The organism is Sinorhizobium mexicanum, assembly GCF_013488225.1.
Lineage (GTDB): Bacteria > Pseudomonadota > Alphaproteobacteria > Rhizobiales > Rhizobiaceae > Sinorhizobium > Sinorhizobium mexicanum.
On sequence record NZ_CP041238.1, the window covers coordinates 2,379,757 to 2,403,085 of the forward strand.

Genomic DNA, 23,329 nt, shown 5'->3' on the forward strand with positions numbered 1-23,329 from the left:
AGGGCCCAGGAATGGGCGCGGCGCACAACAAAAAACTTGTCCGAAGCCAATGTCGCCAAATGTAACATCTTGAACTGTTGCAGAATTTTACCGTGCACCCGATTCCGAATGCGGCTTTAATGCGGTAGGACTATGAAAGCGCGGACGAACCGGCGGCGCCGTCGCTTTTCATCATATGCGACGTCGCTTTCAAAAAGAGATTTTTAGGTTTGGACCGCTAAGGATGGGCAACGCGTCCGGATCGTGCCCGACCGAGCCAGATCACCGCGAAGACTACCGTGCCAGGAACCGAGGAACCCTAATATGGCAGACGATGAAATCATTCTCGCGGACCTTTCCGACGAGGAACTCGTGCAGCAGATGCATGACGACCTTTACGACGGTCTCAAGGAGGAAATCGAGGAAGGGACTCGAATCCTTCTCGAACGGGGCTGGACGCCCTACGACATCCTGACCCAGGCGCTCGTCGAGGGCATGCGCATCGTCGGTATCGACTTCCGCGACGGCATTCTCTTCGTTCCGGAAGTTCTGCTTTCGGCCAACGCGATGAAGGCCGGCATGTTCATCCTCCGTCCTCTGCTCGCCGAAACCGGAGCGCCGAAGCTCGGCAAGATGGTCATCGGCACCGTCAAGGGCGATATCCATGACATCGGCAAGAACCTCGTCGGCATGATGATGGAAGGCGCGGGCTTCGATGTCGTCGACCTCGGCATCAACAACCCCGTCGAGAACTACCTCGAAGCGATCGAGCGCGAGCAGCCGGATATCCTCGGCATGTCCGCCCTGCTGACGACCACCATGCCGTACATGAAGGTCGTTATCGACACGATGAAGGAAAAGGGCATGCGCGACGATTACGTCGTCCTCGTCGGCGGCGCGCCGCTTAACGAGGAATTCGGCAAGGCCGTCGGCGCAGACGCCTATTGCCGCGATGCCGCCGTCGCCGTCGAGACCGCCAAGGACTTCATGAAGCGCAAGCACAACCGGCTTGCCGCCGGCTAAGCCTGGAAGCCTTTCAAGAAGAAAAGCCGGCTGCGCGGGATGAAAGCGGCAGCCGGCTTTCCTATTTCAGGGTGATGCGGGAGGGCGCGTAGGCATCCTTCCCGGCCATGGAACCGTCAGTTGGCGGCCCTGGCGACCCTGTGACCGGCCCCCTGTGTCGCGTTCACGGTGTTTGCAGTATCCTGCCCTATGCCGCGTATCGTGTTGGCGCAGGAACTCAGGGTTGTCAGCGCTACCAGCACGGCGGCGATCGTCGCGAGAGTTTTTGTCGTCATGACAATGATTCCTTCATATTGCTGCAAGGCGGAATAAAGATGGAAAACAGACCGTCGGCAAGAGAACGTGCACAACCGAAGAAAGTTCACGTCATTGGTTGTGGAGCGATCGCGCGCGAAATCCTTGCGATCTGCGAGGCCAATGGGCTCGATCACATCGATCTCCATTGCCTGCCCGCTATCTGGCACAACACCCCGGAAAAGATCACGCCGGGCCTGCGCGAAGCGATCGCCCGAGCGCGTGAGGAGGGCTTCGAGCGGATCTTCATCGCCTATGCCGATTGCGGCACCGGCGGCCAGCTCGACCGGCTTTGCGAGGAGGAAGGCGTGGCCCGCATTCCCGGCCCGCACTGCTATTCCTTCTTTGCCGGCAACGCCGATTTCGCCAAGCGCTGGGACGACGATATCACCGCCTTCTTCCTCACCGACTTCCTCGCCCGCCAGTTCGAGGCCTTCGTCATCGAACCGCTCGGCCTCGACCGGCATCCGGAACTGCGCGACATGTATTTCGGCCACTACCGCAAGCTCGTCTACCTCTCGCAGGTGGAGGACAAGGCGCTACAGGAAAAGGCCCGCCGCGCCGCCGAGAGACTCGGCCTCGAATACGAATATCGCTTCACCGGCTACGGCGATCTGATCGGGTCGCTCATTGAGGCGTAACAGGTCCGCTGAGCACCCTGTGAACGGTCGTTCCCGGCGCGGAAGACTCCTGTAAACGCACTTTCGACGGCCCGCATCACCATTAAGACGACAGCAATGTCCGCGTCGGCACATCTGTTTTTGAAGCACCAGCATGCCGCCGAAGCGTGCTAGCCGGAAACCTCCAGCCGGTCGATGTCGCGGTTTCCTCGCCGCAACGATACCATCCGTCGTTCAGGACTTGTGTTTGGAATGGCTTGCCACGCCGAATCGGGTAAACATCTGAGAAACTGGGGAGAACGCAATGTCACAAGAGCGCTATGAACTTGTTCTCGATCCGACCGACCATTGGACGGTGTGGGATAATGTGACCGGCGTGCCGGTCGTGTTTGGCGATCAAATCCTCGGAGGTCTCACCGAGGAAGAGGCAGAGGCCGCCCTGAGGGTGTTGATGGAACTGGACCGGACTCGCGCAGCGACGGCCGTCGTGGACGCCGCTTAGCCGTGAGGAACAGCCAAGCGCGCTTCGCTTGGCCTCCGACCGGTCGACATTCTCGGGGCCGATCCTGTCCGCGCTACTGGGCGCCTGCCCGCAAGACACGGTCTGTGGCGCCTCCGACGGCGTTCCCGGTCTGCGCGCTGTCCTGCGCGAAACCGCGAACCGTGTTTGCGCAAGACGAAAGCGCGAGAAGGCCCAGGCACAACACTGCGATTACAGCTTTTGACATCGCCATCTCCTGAATCGGCGTGCGATCTCCAATGAGATGATGCGGGCCGTCCTCAAATCAACCCCGTCCCGACGACGTGGCAATCTTCCCGGCACATCACCGCTCCGCGCCATGTTTTTGACCAGCGAGTGGCGGAACATAACAGCATTCGCCATAGCCTCCATGATTGGAGAAGACCATGGACCGCAAACTTCTTTCCGTCGCGATTGCGACAGCTCTCCTGGCGGTCGCGGGATGCACGACCAGCCAAACCAATCAGACCAGCCAGAACACAGTCCCTCCTCCGCCAAGCCAGGCCGGCAGCGCCGGTTCCTCAGGAAGCGCCGGCTCCTCAGGAGGTGGCGGCATGGGCGGAGGCGGAAGCTCGGGGTACTGAGGTCGCCCGTGGCTCTGTTAGATGCGTCCTGGAATGCTGGCCGATTTGAGGACAAAAACATTTGTCAAATCAATGCGCTACGCGACCTCTGGCGCTTGATGAGAAGCGGCACAGGGACCCGGCATCATTCAATGAGAGCCACGACAGCGAACACGAGGATTGCGACGATGATCGCCAGCACCACGATTGATAGCAAGTTCCCGTCACGCATGTTCAGAGCCTTCAGGCTCTAAACGAGCGAGGCAATCCACTGTTCCGTGGGCGACGGCGTTCCCTGCGACGGGCTCTTCCGTGCGGCGCACGCGGTCGCAGCACCCCGCAAATCACCGCCAACCCTGTCCACGGCCGGCTCGAAGCCGGTGTCGCCGAAAGTACGCGCGGAGGGCCGATCGCGACGAATGCGCACCACGCGGATACACGATTGGGGAGCGTCGTTTTTGGACATATCCGACGTCGTGGCAAGGTGAGCGACGGCGGATGGACATGCGCATTGTCGGGTCTAGAGGAGAACAGGAATCCCATGGCAGATCGCATCATTGTCTACTGGCGCGACATTCCCGCCCAGGTCATCATCAAACAGGGTCGCAAAAGCGCCAAGCGCGAACTGTCGCTGCGCTTTACCGAGGCGATCGACATGTGCGCGATGCGCACCGGCGCCGCCGAGACCGACGACTATCTTGCCGAATGGCGCAAGGCCGATCCGGTTCCAGTTTCCGACGACCTGGAGGCGGAGGCCGACAAGGCGGCGGCGGAACTCGAAGCCGCCTATGACCGGGAGCGCCTGGTCGCGCTCGTGAAGGCCGGAGGCCGGGACAATGCCTGACCCGAAGGTCGTGACCGGCAATGCCCAGCCCGCCAAGAAGGCGGCGACAGGCGCCTATACCCCGACGAACGTCTCGCCGAGCCGCCGCTCGCGTCACAAATATACCGTGCGGCTCTGGGCGGTGCGCAATTCGCGCTTCCTCGAATGGTTCTACAACCGCTTCGCCGACATGTTCCTGATGCTCCATCCGCTGTGGAACGCCATCGGCTATGGCCGCGTTGAACGGCCGGTGACCTTCCTCGAGCGCCACGTCAAGGGCTTCCTCTTCGACTGTCGCATGTGCGGCCAGTGCGCGCTGTCCTCGACCGGCATGTCGTGCCCGATGAACTGCCCGAAGCAGCTCAGAAACGGGCCCTGCGGCGGTGTGCGGGCCAACGGCAATTGCGAGGTCGAGCCGGACATGCCCTGCGTCTGGGTGCAGGCGTGGAAGGGCTCGCAGAACATGGTGAAGGGCAAGGCGATCATGAATGTGCAGAAGCCGGTCAACCAGTCGCTGCGCGAAACATCGTCCTGGTTGCGGGTGACGGCGGAAGCCGCAGCCGCCCGCGACGCGGCGAAGAAGGAAGGCCAGCAGCAATGAGCCCGGATATCAATCCCCACGATCCCGGTGCGCCGCTCGATCCCCTGCCCGGCCATTCCTCTCGCGGGAGGCTGGAGCGTGTGCTGCGCCGTGGCGAATTTGCCGTGACCGCCGAACTCAACCCGCCGGACAGCGCCAATCCCGAAGACGTCTACGAACGCGCGGCGATCTTCGACGGCTGGGTCGACGGCATCAACGCGGTCGATGCCTCCGGCGCCAACTGCCATATGTCGTCGGTCGGCATCTGTGCCCTCTTAACGCGAATGGGCTATTCGCCGATCATGCAGATCGCCTGCCGCGACAAGAACCGCATCGCCATCCAGGGCGATGTGCTCGGCGCCTCCGCCATGGGCGTGCAGAACATCATGTGCCTGACCGGCGACGGCGTCCAGGCCGGCGACCAGCCCGGCGCCAAGCCCGTATTCGACCTCGACTGCATGTCGCTGCTCGAGACAGTCCGCCTCATGCGCGACAATTCGAAGTTCCTGTCCGGCCGCAAGCTGACGACGGCGCCGCACGTCTTTTTGGGCGCGGCGATCAACCCCTTCGCGCCGCCTTACGATTTCCGCCCGTACCGGCTCGCCAAGAAGATCGAGGCCGGCGCGCAGTTCGTCCAGAGCCAGTACTGCTTCGACGTGCCGATGTTCCGCGAATACATGAAGAAGGTGCGCGATCTCGGTCTGCACGAGAAGTGCTTCATCCTCGTCGGCGTCGGGCCGATGGCCTCGGCCAAGACCGCCCGCTGGATCCGCTCCAACGTGCCGGGCATCCACATTCCCGACAGCGTCATTACGCGCCTGGAAGGCGCGCAGGACCAGAAGAAGGAAGGCAAGCAGCTCTGCATCGACATCATCAACGAGGTGAAGGAGATCGAGGGCGTCTCGGGCGTCCACGTCATGGCCTATCGCCAGGAGGAGTATGTCGCCGAGATCGTGCATGAATCTGGCGTCCTGAAGGGCCGCAAGCCCTGGAAACGCGAAAGCCAGCCGGGCGATGCGCTGGTTGCCGAACGGCTCGAACACATCCGCGAGGGCATCGAGGAGAACCAGCAGCAGATGGCGGAGGCCGCAGCGCACCACCCGCACTAGGATGCCGGGAGCACTCCCCGTTGGATATCAGAGGAAAACCGGCGCTTCAGCCAGTCCAGCGCCTTACAAACAAAGACCGGGCCTATTACATAGCCCCACGCTCAGGATCAAAGGATCTTACATGACCCGCACCATCGTCGCTTCCGCCACCCGCGAGATCGTCATCGGCTTCGACCAGCCCTTCTGCGTCATCGGCGAACGCATCAACCCGACCGGCCGCAAGAAGCTCGCCGCCGAGATGATCGAAGGCAACTTCGAAACCGTGATCAAGGACGCGCTGGAACAGGTCGCTGCAGGCGCGACGATGCTCGACGTCAATGCCGGCGTCACCGCCGTCAACCCGAACGAGACCGAACCGCCGCTGCTCGTCAAGACGCTGGAAATCGTCCAGGGCCTCGTCGACGTGCCGCTGTCGATCGACAGCTCGGTCACCGCCGCGATCGAGGCGGGTCTGCGCGTCGCCAAGGGCCGTCCGCTGGTGAATTCGGTCACGGGCGAAGAGGAAAAGCTCGAAGCGATCCTGCCGCTCGTCAAGAAGTACGATGTCCCGGTCGTCGCGATCTCCAACGACGAGACCGGTATCTCCATGGACCCGGACGTGCGCTTCGCCGTCGCCAAGAAGATCGTCGAGCGCGCCATGGATCACGGCATCAAGCCGCACGACATCGTCGTCGACCCGCTCGTCATGCCGATCGGCGCTCTGGGCGATGCCGGCCGGCAGGTTTTCGCGTTGCTTCGTCGTCTGCGCGAGGAGTTGAAGGTCAACACCACCTGCGGCCTCTCCAACATCTCCTTCGGCCTGCCGCACCGCCACGGCATCAATGCCGGCTTCATCCCGATGGTGATCGGCGCCGGCATGACCTCGGCGATCATGAACCCCTGCCGCCCGCAGGAAATGGAGGCAGTGCGCGCCGCGAACGTCTTGAACGGCACCGACGCGAACTGCACCAACTGGATCATGACCTATCGTGACCACAAGCCGGCCGAAGGCGGCCAAGCCGTCGCTGCTGCTCAGCCAGCTGCCGGCGGCGGACGGCGTGGCGGCCGCGCGGCTCGCGCCGGCGCTGGCGCAAGGGCGGAATAATCATGGCAAAGGGCGCCTCCATCGTCAGGGATCTGACGGCACTCTGGTTCCAGGCACCAATGGTCATCGCGGCGCGCACGCAGGCGATGACCATGGCCGCCATGACCGGCTCCGCGACCGACTACGTGGAGGCAGGCCGCATGGTGACGGAGAAGATGGCGGCGGCAGCCGAAAGCGTCGTCGCCGCCAATGTGGGGCTGATCAAGGAAGGCATGGGCGCGGCCGCGGCGCTTGCCGGCGGCAAGGTGCCGGCGACCGGCCACAAGCGGGTGACGGCGGCCGTGCTGCGCCCTTATGCCAAGCGCGTGCGGGCCAACGCCCGCCGGCTCTCAAAGTAATCCGCTCGCGAGGCAGAAAGATGCTGAACGTGTCCTCGAAGGAAAACAAGGACGACCCGCTGGTGCTGTTCATGCCGTCGGGCAAGCGTGGCCGCTTCCCGGTCGGCACGCCGATATTGGACGCAGCCCGTTCGCTCGGGGTCTATGTCGAAAGCGTCTGCGGCGGACGCGCGACCTGCGGGCGCTGCCAGGTTTCCGTGCAGGAAGGCAACTTCGCCAAGCACAAGATCATCTCGTCGAACGACCACATCTCGCCGATCGGACCCAAGGAACAACGCTATGCCAGCGTACGCGAGCTGCCGGACGGCCGCCGCCTTTCTTGCTCCTCCCAGATCCTCGGCGATCTCGTCATCGACGTGCCGCAAGACACCGTCATCAATGCGCAGGTTGTGCGCAAGGCCGCGACCGATCGGGTCATCGAGCGCAATGCCGCCGTGCAGATGTGCTATGTCGAGGTGGACGAGCCGGACATGCACAAGCCACTCGGCGATCTCGACCGGATGAAGGCGGTTCTGGAGAAGGACTGGGGCTGGAAGGATCTGCTGATCGCGCCGCACCTGATCCCGCAGGTGCAAGGCATCCTGCGCAAGGGCAACTGGGCGGTAACGGCCGCGATCCACCGCGACATGGATTCCTCGCGTGCCTTCATCGTCGGCCTCTGGCCGGGCCTCAAGAACGAGGCTTACGGCGTCGCCTGCGATATCGGCTCGACGACGATCGCCATGCATCTGGTGTCGCTGCTGTCCGGTCGCATCGTCGCCTCCTCCGGCGCGTCGAACCCGCAGATCCGCTTTGGCGAGGATCTGATGAGCCGCGTCTCCTACGTGATGATGAATCCGGACGGCCGCGAGGCGATGACCAAGGCCGTACGCGAAGCGGTGAACGGCCTGATCGGCAAGGTCTGCACCGAGGGCGAAGTCGACCGCCACGACATCCTCGACATGGCGGTCGTCTGCAACCCGATCATGCACCACCTGTTCCTCGGCATCGATCCGACCGAACTCGGGCAGGCGCCCTTCGCGCTCGCCGTTTCCGGTGCACTGCAATATTGGGCGCACGAGATCGACATCGAGGTCAATCGTGGTGCGAGGCTCTACATGCTGCCCTGCATCGCCGGCCATGTCGGGGCGGACGCCGCCGGCGCCACGCTTTCCGAGGGTCCGCACCGGCAGGACAAGATGATGCTGCTCGTCGATGTCGGCACCAATGCCGAGATCGTGCTCGGCAACCGGCAACGCGTCGTTGCCGCCTCCTCGCCGACCGGCCCGGCCTTCGAGGGTGCAGAGATTTCCTCCGGCCAGCGCGCCGCGCCCGGCGCGATCGAGCGCGTGCGCATCGATCCCGAGACGCTGGAGCCGCGCTTCCGCGTCATCGGCGTCGACAAGTGGTCGGACGAGGAAGGTTTTGCCGAAGCTGCCGCCGCGGTCGGCGTCACCGGCATCTGCGGCTCGGCGATCATCGAGGTCGTGGCGGAGATGTATCTCAGCGGCGTCATTTCGCAGGATGGCGTGGTCGACGGCGCCATGGCCGCGAAAAGCCCGCGCATCGTGCCGAACGGCCGCACCTTCTCTTATCTCCTGCATGACGGCGAGCCCCGCATCACGGTGACGCAGAACGACATCCGCGCGATCCAGCTCGCCAAGGCCGCTCTCTATGCGGGCATCAAGCTGCTCATGGAAAAGCAGGGCGTCGACCATGTCGATACGATCCGCTTCGCCGGCGCCTTCGGCTCCTTCATCGATCCGAAATACGCCATGGTGCTGGGCCTGATCCCGGATTGCGACCTCGACGAGGTGAAGGCGGTCGGCAATGCCGCCGGTACCGGCGCGCTGATGGCGCTCCTCAATCGTGGCCATCGCCGCGAGATCGAGGAAACCGTGAGGAAAATCGAGAAGATAGAGACGGCTCTTGAATCGAAGTTTCAGGAGCACTTCGTCAACGCCATGGCGATGCCGAACAAGGTGGATGCCTTCCCGAAACTCGCCGAGGTGGTCACGCTTCCGGAGCGGAAGGTGATGGCAGATGATGGCGAAGGTGGCGGCCGCAGAAGGCGAAGGAGCAGGGAATAGGCGCTGTCTCCTTTCCCTCGCTGCCGCTGCCATACGAGGTTAGAGCAATTCCAGGAAAAGCGTGTAGCGGCTTTCCGTCCGGAATTGAGTTATTTCAAAGAGTTAGATCATTTCACTGCTTCAATGAAACAATGAAATGATCAAGCGTGCCGCTTTGAGCCTCAAAGCGGCACCGTCAGCCCGACCTTGACGCGATCCATGGCGACGAAGGTGCGGAATTTCTTGACATTGTTGTTGCCGAAGAAGAGGCGTCGCGTCAGGGCCTCGTAATCGGCCATGGTCGCGACGACGATGACCAGGATGAAATCCGCCTCGCCGGTGACGTAATAGCATTGCTGCACTTCGGGCGCGGCCGAAAACTCCGCCTTCGCCGCATCGATCAGTTCGGCCGTCTCGCTGATCACCTCGACCTCGACGAAGATCGTGATCGGCCGGCCGACCTTGGCCGGATCGACGATGGCGCAATTGGCCGCGATGACGCCCGCCTCCTCCATGCGCCTGATCCGCCGCTGCACCGCCGGCGCCGAGAGATTGACCGCCTCGCCGATCGTGCGCTGCGGCGTGGCGTTGTCCTTCTGCAGAATTTTCAGGATCGCCAGGTCGAAGGAATCGAGAGCGATCTCGGGAATGGTTCTTGCCAATGGGAGAAGCCTTTGCGAAACAAACTTGCATTTCAAGGCCTGGAATACAGCGCAACTTTCGCGCTCCATGCAATATGTATTCGCGGACATAAGAGTTTGAAGCCGGATATCGGCCGAAACCCTGCACCCTTTCCTCACCCGCTTGAACGAGGGCCGCCATGTTTCTTCTGAATACCCATCCCGACCACAATCGCCCGCTCGACCCTGTCGACGCGGAAACGCTTGGAGAAGGAGCAGCCGATACGGTGGAGCGCTTCCTGGCGCACCGCGCCAATCATGCCGAGACGCCGCTGCATGCTCTGCCGGCGCTCGCCCGTGAACTCGGCGTCGGCGCGGTCCATGTCAAGGATGAGGGCCATCGACTCGGCCTCGGCAGCTTCAAGGCGCTCGGTGGCGCCTATGCGGTGATCCGGCTGGTGCTCGAAGAGGCGGAACGGCGCCTCGGGCGGCCGGTCGATATCGCCGAACTGCATTCGCCGGAGGTCAAGGCCGTGGCGACGACGATGACCTTCGCCTGCGCGACCGACGGCAATCATGGCCGGTCGGTAGCGCAAGGGGCCGAGCTTGTTGGCGCGAAGGCGGTAATCTTTGTTCATGGCGGCGTCAGCGAGACCCGCGTGGCGGCGATCGCCCGCTTCGGCGCCGAGATGGTCCGCGTCGGAGGCACCTATGACGACACCGTTGCCGAAGCGGCGCGGGTTGCGACCGAGAACCGCTGGACGATCGTCTCCGATACGTCCTGGGCAGGCTACGAGCGCATTCCTGGCCTGGTGATGCAGGGCTACACGGCAATGGTTCGGGAGGCGCTGCGCCGGCTGCCGGAGCCGCCAACGCATGTCTTCGTGCAGGCGGGCGTCGGCGGCGTCGCGGCCGCCGTCAGCGGTCATCTCGCGCTTGCATTCGGCGACAGGCGGCCGACCTTCACCGTCGTCGACCCGGTGCGCGCCGCCTGCATCTTCGAAACCGCCCGCGCGGGGTATCCCGTCAAGATCACCCACGGCGAACCGACGGTGATGGCCATGCTCGAATGCTATGATCCCTCGCTTGTCGCCTGGCGGGTGCTCAAGCATGTGGCGGACGTCTTCATGACCGTTGACGAGCAGGACGCCATTACCGCAATGAACCGGCTGGCGCGCCCATCCGATAACGATCCGGCGATCGTCGCCGGAGAAAGCGGCGGCGCGGGATTGGCGGGCCTCCTCCGGGCGGCGACCACCCCCGCCATCAGGATGGCGATCGGCCTCGACGAAACCTCGCGCATCCTGCTTTTCAATACCGAAGGTGCGACGGATCCGGAGCGCTATGCCGAGCTTGTCGGCATGAGCCCGGCGGACGTCATCGGTCGCCGGCAGGCGCGGTAGCAACAGCATGAGCGCCCTTTCGATCAATGCAGAGCGGCTGCTGAACCGCATCCGCGCCCTCGGCGAAATCGGTCGCGACAGCGATGGCAGATTGACCCGGCTCGCAGCCTCGGACGCGGACAAGGCAGGCCGGGATCGGCTCGTCCAGTGGCTCCGAGAGGCCGAACTCGAGGTCGTCGTCGACCGGATCGGCAATATCTTCGGCATATGGCGCGACGCCGGCAATGCCGAGAATGCGCCCGTCCTGGTCGGCTCGCATATCGACACCGTTATCGACGCCGGCATTTACGACGGCTGCTACGGGGTGCTTTCCGGTCTGGAGGTGATCCAGACGCTGAGGGAGGCCGGTACCGCCCCCGCCCACCCGATTGCCGTCGCCGCCTTCACCAATGAGGAAGGCGTGCGCTATGCCCCCGACATGATGGGCTCACTGGTCTATGCCGGCGGGCTTTCGGTCGACCAAGCGCTTGCGACGGTCGGCACGGATGGCAGCGTGCTTGGCGAGGAACTGCGCCGCATCGGCTATGCGGGCGCGGATGGGCCGGGCTTTTCGAAGCCGCATGCCTATGTCGAGCTCCATGTCGAACAAGGCCCGGTGTTGGAGCGCGAAGGCGTGCCGATCGGAGCCGTCGAGAACCTGCAAGGCATTTCCTGGCAGCGGGTCACCATCGAGGGCGTCGCCAATCACGCCGGCACGACGCCGATGTCGATGCGGAGCGATGCCGGCCACGCGGCCGCCCGCGTGATCGCCTTCCTGTACGATCGCGCAATGACCTCCAATACACCGACCGTCGCTACCGTCGGCTGTATCGCCTTCGAGCCGAATGCCATCAACGTGATCCCGTCACGTGCCACGTTCACCGTCGACCTGCGCGATCCTGATGCCGAACGGCTAAGAGCCGAGGAGGCCGCGCTCGCCAGCTATCTCCACGACCTCGCGGCGGCCGAGGACATGACGATTGCAACGGAGCGCCTGGCGCGGTTTGAGCCTGTGACCTTCGACGCAAGGATTGTCGGCCTCATCGAGGAGGCAGCCACCATGCGCGGCCTCGCTTCGAAGCGGATGACCTCCGGCGCCGGCCATGACGCTCAGATGGTCGCGCGAGTCGCACCGGCGGCGATGATTTTCGTGCCGAGCGTTGGCGGCATCAGCCACAACCCGCGCGAATATACGACCGACGGCGATCTTGTCGCCGGCGCCAATGTCCTGCTCGATGTCGTCCAGCGCCTTGCCGCAGACTGAGGAGAGTTTCAATGACCGATCTTGAGATGCTCGAAAGGCAGATGACGGAATGGCGGCGCGATCTTCACGCCCATCCCGAATTTGGTTTCGAGGAAAAGCGGACCTCCGCCTTCGTCGCGGCGAAGCTGAGGGAGTTCGGGCTTGATGTTGCCGAAGGCGTCGGCGGCACTGGCGTCGTCGGTACGCTGAAACGCGGCAACGGCAACCGCGCCATTGCGCTTCGCGCCGACATGGACGCGCTGCGCATTCCGGAACAGGGCGCGGTCGAGTATCGCTCGCAAAACCCGGGCGTGATGCATGCCTGCGGCCACGACGGCCACACGACCATGCTGCTCGGCGCCGCAAAGCTGCTTGCCGAAGACGGCGGTTTCGATGGCACCGTGCGCTTCGTCTTCCAACCGGCGGAGGAATGGGGCAAGGGCGCGCTCGCCATGCTCGACGATGGCCTGATGGAGCGATTTCCCTTCGAGGAAATCTACGGGCTGCACAACATGCCGGGGCTTCCGGTCGGCCATTTCGAGACCCGTGCCGGCGCCATGATGTCGGCGGAAGACAATTTCGAAATCGTGCTCAAGGGCGTCGGCGGCCATGCCGCGCGTCCACACGCCGGCAACGAGGTGCTGGTCGCCGCCTGCGCCCTCGTCACCAACCTGCAGACGATCGTCTCGCGTCGTCTGAGCCCGGCCGATATCGGCGTCGTCTCGGTCACGGAGCTCATCACCGACGGCACCCGCAACGCGCTGCCAGGCCTTGCCCACATCCTTGGCGATGCGCGCAGCTTCCGCCCCGAGGTCAGTGCAGAGATCGAGAAGCAGATGCGCGTGATCGCGGAAGGTACGGCGCTGACTCACAACGTCTCCGCCGAGGTAACTTACACCCGCGAGTTCGTGCCCCTCCTCAACGATGCGGCTCTCGTCGAGGAAGCCTTCGCCGCCGCAAGGACCGTCTTCGAAACCGATCATGTCGGCACCGCCCGCGAACCGATGACGGGTTCCGAAGATTTCGCCCGCTTCCTTGAACACGTTCCCGGCTGCTTCGTCTTCCTCGGCAACGGCCGCGACTCCGCGCCGTTGCACAATCCGACCTACGATTTCAACGACGCCGGGCTCATTCACGGAACCCGTTTCCATGCCGCGATCGTCAAGCGGCGCCTGCCGGAGAAATAGAAGGGCAGCCATCCGCGCCGAACAAGGCGGCCACCTAGTTCTCTGGTATGCCCGCCTTCTTCATGCGCGCCGCCATCGCCTCGCGAAAACGACTGAAGTCACGCAGCGAGGGAAGCGCGGCATATTTGGCGATCGCATAGTCGGGCTGGATGGCGAGAAGCCGTTCGGCCGCCCAATGGGCGGTCTTCATATCGTCGTTGATGGCGGCCCAGACCGCAACCGAATGCGCATGTGTCCGCTCCATTTCACAATACGAGCCACGCTAGCATTGATTGCGTTCGATTTGACGCAGATTTAGCGCTTGTCTCCCTCGGCTCACCCGCATTTCACTCCCGCCCGAACAGCAAGCGCGCGCGAAGCGAAACCCGCACTCGAAGTCACGGCCAGCCTGATGATCACCTTGATGTCCATGCGGTGAGTTGGGCGCAGGCCGAACCTTAAGCCACCTTGGCAGCATAGGAGGCCAGCAATCCGCCCCAGCCGGAATCGAGCATGCCGCCGACATCCTGCGCCTTGGCGCCGTAATTGGCGAGTTGGCGATGCTCAAGGACGACCGTGGTCTCATTGTCGCCTTTCGCTTCGAACAGAACTTCCACTTCTGTGTGGAAGGCCGGATCGAAGGTGAAATCGGCGTTGAGTTGCCAGGCAAGGAGGATGCGGTTCGGCCGGTCGCAGGCAATCACATGGCCCCAGTCCCGCTCCTCGCCGGCATTGCCGATCTCGTACCAGCGGCCGCCGGCAACAGCCTCGACGACAACCGTCTTCTGGCCGGATTCGGTCAGGCTGTGACCCTTGATCCACCAGCTTCCCATGTCGTTGACAAAAACGTCAAAGGCCTTTTCCGCCGAGGCGCGGACGGTGACGGACTTGCGAACCGGAGCGGGCTCGATCGTGTGCATGATGCTTTCCTCCCGTTGCATCAACGATTTCATATCTGTCCTCAAGAATCGTCCGCCGTCTCGACCGCGGCCTTGAAAGCGGCGAGCTGTTCGCTCCAGAAGCGGTCGAGCCAAGCCCGGAGTGGCCCTAACCCCTCCGGGTCGATCGAATAGATGCGGCGCGCGCCCGAAGGCACGTCACGCACGAGCCGCGCTTCCTTCAGAATCTTCAAATGCTGCGAGATCGCCGGCTGCGACACCGGCATCGTCCGCGCCAGCTCCGCGACCGACTGCCGCTGCCCTGCGACACGCTCGAAAATCGCGCGCCGGGTCGGGTCGGCAAGGGCTGCAAACAATCTATCTTCATAAGTCATGGCTTATTATAAGCTGAAGCTTATTGCTGTCAATCGAGCGACGGTGAACCATCGCGCAAACGAAACGCCGCGCATTCGACTGAACACGCGGCGCTCGTTTGAGGTTTAGGCGGTGAGCCAGGGGCTCGCAGTTTCCTTCAGGCCGGTCCGATGCGATGCATCAAGCGGCTTGCATCTGCAGCTCGGCGAAGGCCTCACGCACATGATCGGCGACCGCGAGCACCGGAGCCGGCGCGTCCTCGATGACCTTGAGCCCGATGTCGTAGTGCCCGAGATCCGGCAGCCCGTCACGCTCACCGAGCTGGACCATTTCGCCTTGGACCAGGTAGCGCGGCAGCGGAGCGATGGCGAGGCCGGCGAGCACGGCAGCCCGCTGACCCGTCGTGTAGGCGCTGAGGAAGGCAACGCGGAACTTGCGGCCGGCCCGTGACAGTTTCTCGACCGCATCGGCACGCCAGACGCAGCCGTCCTCCCACATGGAAACCGGCAGCGGATCGCGTAAATGCGCATTGCCGCATTTCGCGCCTGCCCAGACCAGTTTCTCCTGCAACAGGATTTCCGTGCCGTTCGGCGCTTCATCGGTCAAGCTGTTGAAGATGGCGATGTCCAGCCGGTGCTCGTCGACACGCTTGCGCATCGCGTTGCTCATGCCGATCGATACGTCGACAGTGACATTCGGATAGGATTCGGCAAAACGCTTCAACACATCCGGCAGGATCCGCTCGCCGACATCCTCCGGCGCGCCGACCCGAACAACGCCGTTCATGTCGGGCAGGAGGAAGCGCGAGACCGTTTCATTGTTGAGCGACAGAAGCCGGCGGGCAAAGCCGAGCAGCAGTTCGCCTTTTGGCGTCAGCGACACCGAGCGAGCGTCACGCAGGAAAAGCGTGCAGCCGAGGAGTTCCTCCAGCTTCTTGATCTGCATCGAGACGGCCGACGGCGTCCGGTAGACCGTCTCCGCAGCGGTGGTGAAGTTGCCGGTTTCGGCGATGGCGACGAAGGTCTTCAGGACGTCCATCTCAAGGAGCGGAAGCGCGTGGCGCAACATCATGTTCATGGCGGCATCCTCATTCAGAAAATCTGAAAGATAACATGATTTCATTTCGTTTGATTGAACATCAAGCGTGAGCGATAGTCAAGCTGCAAGGAAGATCCAGGGCGGGATCGGGACCAAGGCGGAGCGGGCTTTCCCACCCTCATCCGTCGAAACTCACAATGAACCGATCCGGTAAATGCTTCTGGATTGCCAGCGCGATCTCGCAAAGGAGAAGCTCATGTCCGCGTTGACACTGGTGATTACGCCCCGCGGCAACACCTCATACATGAATGCCGATGGGCGAATGACCATCGGCGCCGCCAAACGGGACACGGTCGTCCGGCTTCAACCGGAAACCGTGGCGCCTTCCACGATCATCGCTGGCGACGGCGACATCGTTCTCGCCATCCTGTCGCACGCCCGGTCCTTCATCGACCGGATCGCCACGAGGCGGCGCGCCAACAACATCGCCCGGAATCGGGTGGAAACCCGCCGTGAATTGGCGAAACTTCCCGCGAGGGTCAGGAATGACCTGTTACTCGCGGAACAACAGCCGCTGATACTTTCGGATAGAGTTTGTTAGTGAGGCGGCAACCGATCACCATGTTTGATGAAAAGCATCAAACATATTCGTTGGAATGATGAATGAGGTTGCACCATATTTACCTTCATGGTCGCGACCTTTTGAGAAACTCAGAAGGAACCAGAAATGTCCACGAACCAGTTTTCATCGTCGAGCCACGGGCTGTCCGCCCTACCCGGCCTCTTCAACCTGCGCGCACGCGCCTGGGCCGCCTGGAAGCGGCACCGCAATGAAGTCGTCCTGGAGAGCCTGTCCTATGACACGCTGAAGGATATCGGCTTCCCGTCCGCTGATGACGAGGTTCACGAGGTCCAGAAGAACCAACAATGAACGCCGACAGCAACTATCCTCCCGCCCGATGTCGGGCAAGACTTGACCTCTAAAGGGCATTCCCGCAACGGAATGCCCTTTTTGTTTGTATCGATTGTGGCATGCGATTTTCAGTCTCTGGCCAGACGGGCGACGATCTGCGGCGACAGTTCCCTGATCAGCTTTCTCCGGATGGCCGCCGCAAAATCGGCATCTTTCCGCACATCCATCACGAAGGCGCCGGCGCCGAGGATGACTTCCTTCTCATAGTAACTTGCCAGGTCCTTCTGCTCATCGGAGATGGCCAGCGCGTTGATGGTGACCCCCATTTTCCGGGCGCGCAGGCGAGCCGCATAGAGCGAGGCGCGCTGCCGCTGCTTCGGCGCGACCGTTTCCTTCCCGTCGCCCGAGATGTTGACAATCGATCTGCCGGCGCAAAAGCCTGGCCCGGCCAAGAGGTCCAACGCCGACCAGATGCCGCTGCCGATATCGGTGTTGCCGAAGACCAGCCGCTGGTTGCCTTCGACCTCGCGCGCGAAAGGTTCCGCACCGTCGCCGTCGAAGATCACAAACCAACTAAGGTGCTGGACCGCAAATTCGCCGTCGCCCCAAAAGACGGCCGACACTGCCACGGCCCCGGCCTTGTTCAAGGCCGAAAGGACGCCCCTGTCGCGGAAGGCCGCGGCGATCGCGGATTTCTGGAAAGCATATTCCTGGTCGGAAACGCTGCCGGATCCGTCGACGGCAAGCACCAGCGCAACGTCGACGCAGGAATGCGGCGCAGACACCGCCGGCGCGCAAAGGAACAATGCCGACACGGCGGCAGCCAGCGTGTTGCGCATGTCCCCTCTTCCTTGCCCGCGTGCTCCCCAGCATCACCCGAATTGACTATGACAGACGAGCGCTTCCTTGCTGTTATAGTGGCGTTACACCGTCCGTTAGAGGTAGCTTAATTGGCGTTCAGGTTGCGCCTGCTTGGCCGTTTCCAACTGCTTTCGGCAACCGGCGAAAGCATCGCCATAACTTCGCGCAAGCACCAGGCCCTGATCGCGATGCTGGCGCTTTCGCATGGAAAACCGGTTTCGAGATCGAAGCTGGCCGGACTCCTGTGGGCGGAGCGGCCGGAAGACCAGGCCCGCAACAATCTCCGCCAGGCCTTCTTCACCATCAGACATGCCGTCGAGGGGCATGGTCCTTCGCCGTTCATGGTCGACAATGAGAGCGGCTGGATCGCGGACGGAGAGGTCGTAACCGACTTCCGCGCTCTCCTTGAGGGTATAAGGACAGGCATTATCCCGCCCGAGCCGGACGCTTTCGACGGCGAATTCCTCGAAGGCGTGACGTTCAAGGATGAAACGCTTGAGGCCTGGCTCCGCCTCGAGCGTGACCGGCATCACAATTTGCTGGTCGACTGCCTCACAAACCTGATCGAAGGCCTGGAGAAGGCGGGCGACGCCGCAAAAGCGCTGCTGGCCGCACAATGCCTGCTGCGGCACGATCCCTATAACGAACCGTCCCACCGGGTCGTTCTGCGCCATTATCTTGCGTGCGGCGACCGCGCCCGGGCAATCAGATACTACGACACCCTGAAGACGCTCTTCGAAGCCCATCTGGGCGTGCTGCCGGATGCGGAAACGCAGCAGCTTGTCAACCGGAACCGCGACCAGCAGAGCCCGTCGCGCCCGGTGGATCTCGCCAACGGCAAGCCGAGGGTGGCGATCCTGCCCATCATCAGCCTGTCCGCCGACGGCGACTACGATATCGTCGACGAACCCTTGACCAGAAAGCTGATCGGCGAAGTCGGCCGCTTTTCGCCGATCTCCGTCGTCGCGGCGGCAACGATGCTTGCCGTCGGGGCAAGGCAGCGCACGATCGAGGAGATCGGACAGCAGGTTGGCGCGGACTACGTCGTTGAAATCGCGGCCCAGGAGCGCGGGGGAACCGGATGGACCTTGGTGCAGCTTATCGCCGTGCAAAGCGGAACCCAGATATGGAGCAGGAAATATTCCAGCGTAACGGCCGATCCGCCTGATGCCCAGGATGCGCTTGCGCGCAGGATCAGCGGCAATCTCTACCAGACGATAATGCGGCACGCGGCGAGCCAGTCGGCCACGGAGCCGGAGGAAACAATGGCCGGCGCGAAGCTTTACCTCCAGGTCTTCTCTCACGTCGAACGGCCGACACTGAACGGCATGATCCGGGCACGGCGGCTATGCGATCGTCTGCTGGCGATCGATCCCAATCACGCGCTCGTTCGCGAAAGCCTCGCCTGGATATCCTTCCATTGCTGTTTCAACGGCTGGATCGATGATCCGCTGCGCGGCTTCTCCGACGCGCGCGACGTGGCACTGACCGGCTTGGCTCTCGACGACCGCGAACCCTACCTCCTGAGCGCGCTCGGGCTTGCCGAAACCTATCTCGGAAATATCCGGTCCGGCCTCGACAACTTGGGAAGGGCCGTCGAGCTCAACCCCAATGACGCCGAGTTTCATACCTGGCTCGGCATCGGGCTCACATTCGCCGATCGGATCGACGAGGCGGATGCCGCCTTCGACCAGGCGGACCAGGCGAGCCCCGACTACCCCCCGATCTTCCTGTTCCGCGGCGACGCCCATCTGGCCGCCGGCAACGACGAGGCGGCCGTTTCCTGTTTGGACCGCTTCTTGACCGTACTCCCGGAATACCACTGGGGCCGCCTGCTCAGGGCAGCGGCGCACGAGGCGCTCGGTGATGCGGCAACGGCCCGACAGGAGGTGTCGCATGTCCGCGCGAATGCCGCCCGGCTAAACGGCCATTACGTCGAAAGACTGCTGCAGGCGCGCACAACCGAATTCCGGCAGAAACTCTGGTCGCGGCTGGAGGCGGCCGGCCTGCCCTGGTCCGGATGATGCTCGCAGCGCATGACCGGCTGGTGCTCAAGCCGCCAGGCGTTCGACTTCGACCGTCACATGGGAGAGTTCGCGCAGATGCGCGAGCTTGTCGCGGTAGAGCGACGGGCTTTGCGGGTTCTTCGTCACCAGCGAGACAATGGCGCCGTGATGACCGGGGCCGAGCTGCCAGACGTGAAGATCGGTAATGCGGTCGCCGTCCTGCTCGATCGCCGCGCGGATCTCTTCAGGCAAGTCCTCGCTGGCGGGAATGTAATCCAGAAGAACGCTGCCGGCATCGCGGATCAGGCCAACGGACCACCGGGCGATCACCAGAGCGCCGACCACGCCCATCAACGGATCGAGCCAGATCCAGCCATAGACGCTCCCCGCTGTCAGCGCGACGATTGCCAGAACCGAGGTCAGCGCGTCGGCGAGCACATGCAGGTAGGCGGCGCGCAGATTGTTGTCGCGGCCGTGCCCGTGATGATGATCACCGTGATCGTGATGATGATCGTGGGCATAATGATGATGCGCGTGATCGTCGCTAAGCAGCCAGGCGCTGACCAGATTGACGGCGAGGCCGAGCACGGCGACGGAAATCGCCTGCGGGAAGCTGATGGCAACCGGGTTCATCAGGCGGAGAAGGCTTTCCCAGCCGATCAGCAGCGCAATCAGCGCCAGCACGATCGCACTCGCAAAGCCGGCGAGATCGCCGAGTTTGCCGGTACCGAAGGTGAAACGGCGGTTGCGGGCGTTGCGTCGGGCGTAGAGATAGGCGAGCGCCGCGATCAGCATGGCGGCGGCGTGCGTGGACATATGCCAGCCATCGGCGACCAGCGCCATCGAGCCATAATAGGTGCCCGCCGCAATCTCGGCGATCATCATGCCCGCGGTCAGCGCAATGACGAACCAGGTGCGGCGCTCATTGCGCCGGTGATTGTCGCCGAGAAAGACATGATCGTGCCCGGTCGAGGCGGAAGCGTAGGCCTTGCTCATTTCAGGTATCTCCTGACGACTTCGATCAGTTCGTCGGCGCCCTGCTCGCGGGCGCGCTGTTCCTGCCCCAGGTCGCCGCCCGCCCCCGGGGCGGCAACATGCTCGCGAATGTGATCCTCGATCAGTTCGACAGTGAGGCCCTGGACGGCACCACGCACGGAGGCCACCAGATTGAGAATTTCCCCGCAGGGCCGCTCAGCCTCGAGCGCGCGCTCGATCGCCTCCATCTGCCCCTTGAGGCGACGGACGCGGGCGAGCAGCTTGGCTTGGTTGCGGATCGTATGCATAACATAGGGGGGTACCCTATACTGACGCGATAGGCAAGCATGCTGGAAGCCGAGGTGCGGCCGAACAAGGGCGGCCCACCGTATCGGCGGCAGCACGAAGGTCGAGGTCGAACTTCGGGCTCCCATAAGGAGCTTGTCAGATACCGACACCGCTCACACCTCCTCCAACGACGTCGCAATCGACAACGCCGCAACCATAAGCGGTAGGCGCGGCGGCTACTCAGCCTGAGCGGCATTTGCCAGATTGCGCCACGCGCTCCGGGAATTGTGTCGCTTTTTCACAAAATTGCCGGAAAGTCGCTCGAAACGGCGGGCATCACCGCCATGTCGCAATGGGAAATCTCTTCCCAGTCGCGGCTTTCCATGTCAATGTCGCAAATTGACAAGCCGAGTGAGCTGTTCCAAGCAACCAATATGCGCAGCGTAGAGCCTGGGAGGACTCATGAACAAACCCCTGACCAAAAAGCGTTCGCTCGTTTTCTTTCTGGTGCCGAACTTTTCCATGCTGCCCTTCTCCGCAGCGATCGAAACGCTCCGCATCGCCAACCGGATGCTCGGTTACGAGGCCTATACGTGGCGTCTCGCCTCGACCGATGGTCAGAAGGTCTTTTCCTCCGCCGGCATAGCGCTCGAGGTCAACACCTCGCTTGCCGACGAGCGCAAGTTCCTGGCCGGCGAGAACCGGCCTTCGATGGTGCTCGTCTGTTCCGGCATCTATGTCGAGGACTTCCAGAACAAGTCGGTCAATGCCTGGCTGCGCGAGGTCTATAACCGCGGCGTCGCCGTCGGCAGCCTCTGTACCGGCGCCCATGTGCTGGCGTCCGCCGGGCTTTTGACCGGCAAGCGCTGCGCCATCCATTGGGAGAACCTGCCGGGCTTCTCCGAGAGCTTCCCGCAGGCCGAGGTCTATGCCGACCTCTACGAGATCGACAGCAACATCTATACCTGCGCCGGCGGCACAGCCTCGCTCGACATGATGCTGAACCTGATTGACCAGGATTTCGGCGAGAACCTCGTCAACCGGGTCTGCGAACAGGCGCTGACCGACCGGGTGCGCGGGCCGCATGACCGCCAGCGCCTGCCGCTGCGGGCCCGCCTCGGCGTGCAGAATTCGAAGGTTCTGTCGATCATCGAACTCATGGAAAGCAACCTCGCAGAACCGCTGTCGCTCCTGGAGATCGCCGAGAACGCCGACCTTTCGCGCCGCCAGATCGAACGGCTTTTCCGCCAGGAAATGGGCCGTTCGCCGGCGCGGTACTATCTGGAGATCCGGCTCGACCGCGCCCGCCACCTCTTGATCCAGTCGTCGATGCCGGTGGTGGAAGTGGCCGTTGCCTGCGGCTTCGTCTCGGCCTCACACTTCTCCAAGTGCTATCGCGAACTCTACAATCGGTCGCCCCAGCAGGAGCGCGCCGAACGCAAACTGACGCTGCAGATGGCGCGCTAATTCTGCCACACCACCCCCTAAATCGCGCAGATGGGTAGTGGAGCCAATCCCTACGGCGATCTCTTTCAGGATGAAGAGATCGCCGTAATTACATTGAACGATTGCATTATTTCGCGCGTTGCAGACATCGCTGCAAACGCAAAGATCCGTTAATATTATTTTTACCCGCAGCTTCTCCTGCCGCCCCACCCTGCTATGCTCGTATGACGCGAAAAGCGTTCGCCGATCGCTTCTGATTCCATATCCCACGAGGAATTCATGTCCGGCCGTATTTTGTCCGCGGCGCTCGCCGCAGGAGTGCTGTCTTTGTGCGCCAGCGGAGCGCAGGCCGGCGACCGCCCCGGTGAAACCACAAGCAACTGGTCCGGCTGTTATGTCGGGGCCCATGCAGGTTACGCCCGCGCTGAGACCGACGCGACGGATTCGCCGTTCACCAAGGGCCCCTCCGCCGGCAACGGAACGTCGTGGAACAGCCTCGGCGGCCCCTACGAAGTGATCGAAAGTGACGACCACGGCGCGATCGGCGGCGTCGAGGCCGGCTGCGACCGGCAGGTGGATGTCGACGGCCTCTCCTTCGTGTTCGGCGGTGCGATCGATTTCAGCCTGATGGACCTTGGCGGCGGCGGCGCGTCGAAAATCGTCGGAGACACGCGGACGAGCTTCGACACCGATTGGGCCGGTACCGCGCGCCTGCGTGCCGGCATCGCCGCCGACGATCTCCTCTTCTACGTGACCGGCGGTCTGGCGGTGGCCGACATCGACGTGCGCGCCTTCGACAACCAGACATTCCCGACGATCGGGCTCATGGATGTCTCCGGCGGCGGCGTCAAGGCCGGCTGGGTGGCCGGCGCCGGCGCGGAATGGCAACTCGCTCCGAACTGGTCCGCCTCTCTCGAATACCTCCACTACGATTTCGACGATGTCACGGCTACCGGCGCAGCAGCCGACCCGGTCGGCGCGTTCCCGCGCTTCGAAAACGACCTCGATTTCGATGTCGTGCGTGTCGGCATCCGGTGGCGACTTTAGTTTTCTTGTGGTGACGAAGGGGCCGTCACCGATTCCCTGGGGCGAGACGCGAAGGCGAAGGCATTCGCGAAGTAAAGACTGAAACAAAAAAATCTTATTGAAACAAGTTA

At 62.9% G+C, this 23,329-nt stretch carries 27 protein-coding genes; 18 read left to right on the plus strand and 9 right to left on the minus strand.

Features of this window, described 5'->3' with window-relative positions; genetic code table 11:
• The first annotated feature begins 303 nt into the window (after nucleotides 1-303).
• Nucleotides 304-1,002 (plus strand): corrinoid protein, encoded by a 699-nt coding sequence (locus FKV68_RS11185; protein WP_180937922.1) that lies wholly within the window; start codon nucleotides 304-306, stop codon nucleotides 1,000-1,002.
• A 116-nt stretch (nucleotides 1,003-1,118) separates the two neighbouring features.
• Here FKV68_RS11185 and FKV68_RS11190 read toward each other — a convergent pair whose 3' ends face one another.
• A complete protein-coding gene (locus FKV68_RS11190) occupies nucleotides 1,119-1,277 on the minus strand; it encodes an entericidin domain-containing protein (protein ID WP_180937923.1) in 159 nt (52 codons plus the stop codon).
• Between the two features lie 39 nt (nucleotides 1,278-1,316).
• Here FKV68_RS11190 and FKV68_RS11195 point away from each other — a divergent pair, with 39 nt between their 5' ends.
• The 9 genes from FKV68_RS11195 (at nucleotide 1,317) to FKV68_RS11235 (ending at nucleotide 9,002) form a co-directional block, all read left to right on the plus strand.
• Nucleotides 1,317-1,937 carry a DUF1638 domain-containing protein gene (locus FKV68_RS11195; protein ID WP_180937924.1) on the plus strand — a complete coding sequence of 207 codons (621 nt, stop codon included), beginning with the start codon at nucleotides 1,317-1,319 and terminating at the stop codon, nucleotides 1,935-1,937.
• 283 nt (nucleotides 1,938-2,220) lie between these two features.
• Nucleotides 2,221-2,418, plus strand: a complete 198-nt coding sequence (locus tag FKV68_RS11200) for a hypothetical protein (protein WP_180937925.1) — start codon at nucleotides 2,221-2,223, stop codon at nucleotides 2,416-2,418.
• Between the two features lie 404 nt (nucleotides 2,419-2,822).
• Nucleotides 2,823-3,020, plus strand: a complete 198-nt coding sequence (locus FKV68_RS11205; RefSeq protein ID WP_180937926.1) for a hypothetical protein — start codon at nucleotides 2,823-2,825, stop codon at nucleotides 3,018-3,020.
• Between the two features lie 520 nt (nucleotides 3,021-3,540).
• Complete coding sequence (locus tag FKV68_RS11210) at nucleotides 3,541-3,843, plus strand: virulence factor (protein WP_037423594.1); 303 nt, start codon at nucleotides 3,541-3,543, stop codon at nucleotides 3,841-3,843.
• Entirely contained in the window at nucleotides 3,836-4,423 is a 588-nt protein-coding gene (locus FKV68_RS11215; protein WP_180937927.1) for a methylenetetrahydrofolate reductase C-terminal domain-containing protein, read from the plus strand. The genes FKV68_RS11210 and FKV68_RS11215 overlap by 8 nt, the downstream gene beginning before the upstream one ends.
• Nucleotides 4,420-5,511 carry a methylenetetrahydrofolate reductase gene (locus FKV68_RS11220; RefSeq protein ID WP_180937928.1) on the plus strand — a complete coding sequence of 364 codons (1,092 nt, stop codon included), beginning with the start codon at nucleotides 4,420-4,422 and terminating at the stop codon, nucleotides 5,509-5,511. The genes FKV68_RS11215 and FKV68_RS11220 overlap by 4 nt, the downstream gene beginning before the upstream one ends.
• Before the next feature lie 121 nt (nucleotides 5,512-5,632).
• Nucleotides 5,633-6,595: a methyltetrahydrofolate cobalamin methyltransferase gene (locus tag FKV68_RS11225; RefSeq protein WP_180937929.1), complete on the plus strand. Its 963-nt coding sequence runs from the start codon at nucleotides 5,633-5,635 to the stop codon at nucleotides 6,593-6,595.
• A 2-nt stretch (nucleotides 6,596-6,597) separates the two neighbouring features.
• A complete protein-coding gene (locus tag FKV68_RS11230; RefSeq protein WP_180937930.1) occupies nucleotides 6,598-6,933 on the plus strand; it encodes a hypothetical protein in 336 nt (111 codons plus the stop codon).
• 20 nt (nucleotides 6,934-6,953) lie between these two features.
• A complete protein-coding gene (locus FKV68_RS11235) occupies nucleotides 6,954-9,002 on the plus strand; it encodes an ASKHA domain-containing protein (RefSeq protein WP_180937931.1) in 2,049 nt (682 codons plus the stop codon).
• 161 nt (nucleotides 9,003-9,163) lie between these two features.
• Here FKV68_RS11235 and FKV68_RS11240 read toward each other — a convergent pair whose 3' ends face one another.
• Nucleotides 9,164-9,643, minus strand: coding sequence for an Lrp/AsnC family transcriptional regulator (locus FKV68_RS11240; RefSeq protein WP_209647192.1), 480 nt, complete (start codon nucleotides 9,641-9,643; stop codon nucleotides 9,164-9,166).
• Nucleotides 9,644-9,801: 158 nt separating this feature from the next.
• On the opposite strand from FKV68_RS11240, the gene FKV68_RS11245 reads away from it, so the two are divergent.
• From FKV68_RS11245 to FKV68_RS11255, 3 genes are read left to right on the plus strand one after another with little or no spacing between them, the layout of a single operon-like run.
• Nucleotides 9,802-11,004, plus strand: coding sequence for a diaminopropionate ammonia-lyase (locus FKV68_RS11245; RefSeq protein WP_180937932.1), 1,203 nt, complete (start codon nucleotides 9,802-9,804; stop codon nucleotides 11,002-11,004).
• 7 nt (nucleotides 11,005-11,011) lie between these two features.
• On the plus strand, nucleotides 11,012-12,247 hold the full coding sequence (locus FKV68_RS11250; protein ID WP_180937933.1) for a Zn-dependent hydrolase: 1,236 nt from the start codon (nucleotides 11,012-11,014) through the stop codon (nucleotides 12,245-12,247).
• An 11-nt stretch (nucleotides 12,248-12,258) separates the two neighbouring features.
• Complete coding sequence (locus FKV68_RS11255) at nucleotides 12,259-13,413, plus strand: M20 aminoacylase family protein (protein ID WP_180937934.1); 1,155 nt, start codon at nucleotides 12,259-12,261, stop codon at nucleotides 13,411-13,413.
• A 34-nt stretch (nucleotides 13,414-13,447) separates the two neighbouring features.
• On the opposite strand, the gene FKV68_RS11260 is transcribed toward FKV68_RS11255, so the two are convergent.
• The 4 genes from FKV68_RS11260 to FKV68_RS11275 form a co-directional block, all read right to left on the minus strand.
• Nucleotides 13,448-13,657, minus strand: coding sequence for a hypothetical protein (locus FKV68_RS11260; protein ID WP_180937935.1), 210 nt, complete (start codon nucleotides 13,655-13,657; stop codon nucleotides 13,448-13,450).
• Nucleotides 13,658-13,850: 193 nt separating this feature from the next.
• Nucleotides 13,851-14,312, minus strand: coding sequence for an SRPBCC family protein (locus FKV68_RS11265; protein WP_180937936.1), 462 nt, complete (start codon nucleotides 14,310-14,312; stop codon nucleotides 13,851-13,853).
• Nucleotides 14,313-14,353: 41 nt separating this feature from the next.
• A complete protein-coding gene (locus tag FKV68_RS11270; protein WP_180937937.1) occupies nucleotides 14,354-14,665 on the minus strand; it encodes an ArsR/SmtB family transcription factor in 312 nt (103 codons plus the stop codon).
• Nucleotides 14,666-14,825: 160 nt separating this feature from the next.
• Nucleotides 14,826-15,722 carry a LysR substrate-binding domain-containing protein gene (locus FKV68_RS11275; RefSeq protein ID WP_180937938.1) on the minus strand — a complete coding sequence of 299 codons (897 nt, stop codon included), beginning with the start codon at nucleotides 15,720-15,722 and terminating at the stop codon, nucleotides 14,826-14,828.
• Nucleotides 15,723-15,939: 217 nt separating this feature from the next.
• On the opposite strand from FKV68_RS11275, the gene FKV68_RS33025 reads away from it, so the two are divergent.
• The gene (locus FKV68_RS33025) at nucleotides 15,940-16,284 is read left to right on the plus strand and encodes a hypothetical protein (protein WP_245181187.1); all 345 of its coding nucleotides are present in this window, start codon (nucleotides 15,940-15,942) and stop codon (nucleotides 16,282-16,284) included.
• A 126-nt stretch (nucleotides 16,285-16,410) separates the two neighbouring features.
• A complete protein-coding gene (locus FKV68_RS11285) occupies nucleotides 16,411-16,614 on the plus strand; it encodes a hypothetical protein (protein WP_180937939.1) in 204 nt (67 codons plus the stop codon).
• Nucleotides 16,615-16,724: 110 nt separating this feature from the next.
• Here the strand turns inward: FKV68_RS11285 and FKV68_RS11290 are convergent, their stop codons facing one another.
• Nucleotides 16,725-17,435: a DUF1194 domain-containing protein gene (locus tag FKV68_RS11290; protein WP_180937940.1), complete on the minus strand. Its 711-nt coding sequence runs from the start codon at nucleotides 17,433-17,435 to the stop codon at nucleotides 16,725-16,727.
• A 111-nt stretch (nucleotides 17,436-17,546) separates the two neighbouring features.
• Here FKV68_RS11290 and FKV68_RS11295 point away from each other — a divergent pair, with 111 nt between their 5' ends.
• Nucleotides 17,547-19,481, plus strand: coding sequence for a BTAD domain-containing putative transcriptional regulator (locus FKV68_RS11295; protein ID WP_180937941.1), 1,935 nt, complete (start codon nucleotides 17,547-17,549; stop codon nucleotides 19,479-19,481).
• A 27-nt stretch (nucleotides 19,482-19,508) separates the two neighbouring features.
• Here FKV68_RS11295 and dmeF read toward each other — a convergent pair whose 3' ends face one another.
• Both dmeF and FKV68_RS11305 read right to left on the minus strand, forming a co-directional pair.
• A complete protein-coding gene (gene dmeF, locus FKV68_RS11300) occupies nucleotides 19,509-20,459 on the minus strand; it encodes a CDF family Co(II)/Ni(II) efflux transporter DmeF (protein ID WP_180937942.1) in 951 nt (316 codons plus the stop codon).
• The gene (locus FKV68_RS11305; RefSeq protein ID WP_180941464.1) at nucleotides 20,456-20,746 is read right to left on the minus strand and encodes a metal/formaldehyde-sensitive transcriptional repressor; all 291 of its coding nucleotides are present in this window, start codon (nucleotides 20,744-20,746) and stop codon (nucleotides 20,456-20,458) included. Before FKV68_RS11305 ends, dmeF begins: the two co-directional genes overlap by 4 nt.
• A 442-nt stretch (nucleotides 20,747-21,188) precedes the next feature.
• Here FKV68_RS11305 and FKV68_RS11310 point away from each other — a divergent pair, with 442 nt between their 5' ends.
• Nucleotides 21,189-22,193, plus strand: a complete 1,005-nt coding sequence (locus tag FKV68_RS11310) for a GlxA family transcriptional regulator (protein ID WP_180937943.1) — start codon at nucleotides 21,189-21,191, stop codon at nucleotides 22,191-22,193.
• 258 nt (nucleotides 22,194-22,451) lie between these two features.
• Complete coding sequence (locus FKV68_RS11315) at nucleotides 22,452-23,219, plus strand: outer membrane protein (protein WP_180937944.1); 768 nt, start codon at nucleotides 22,452-22,454, stop codon at nucleotides 23,217-23,219.
• Nucleotides 23,220-23,329: the final 110 nt, after the last annotated feature.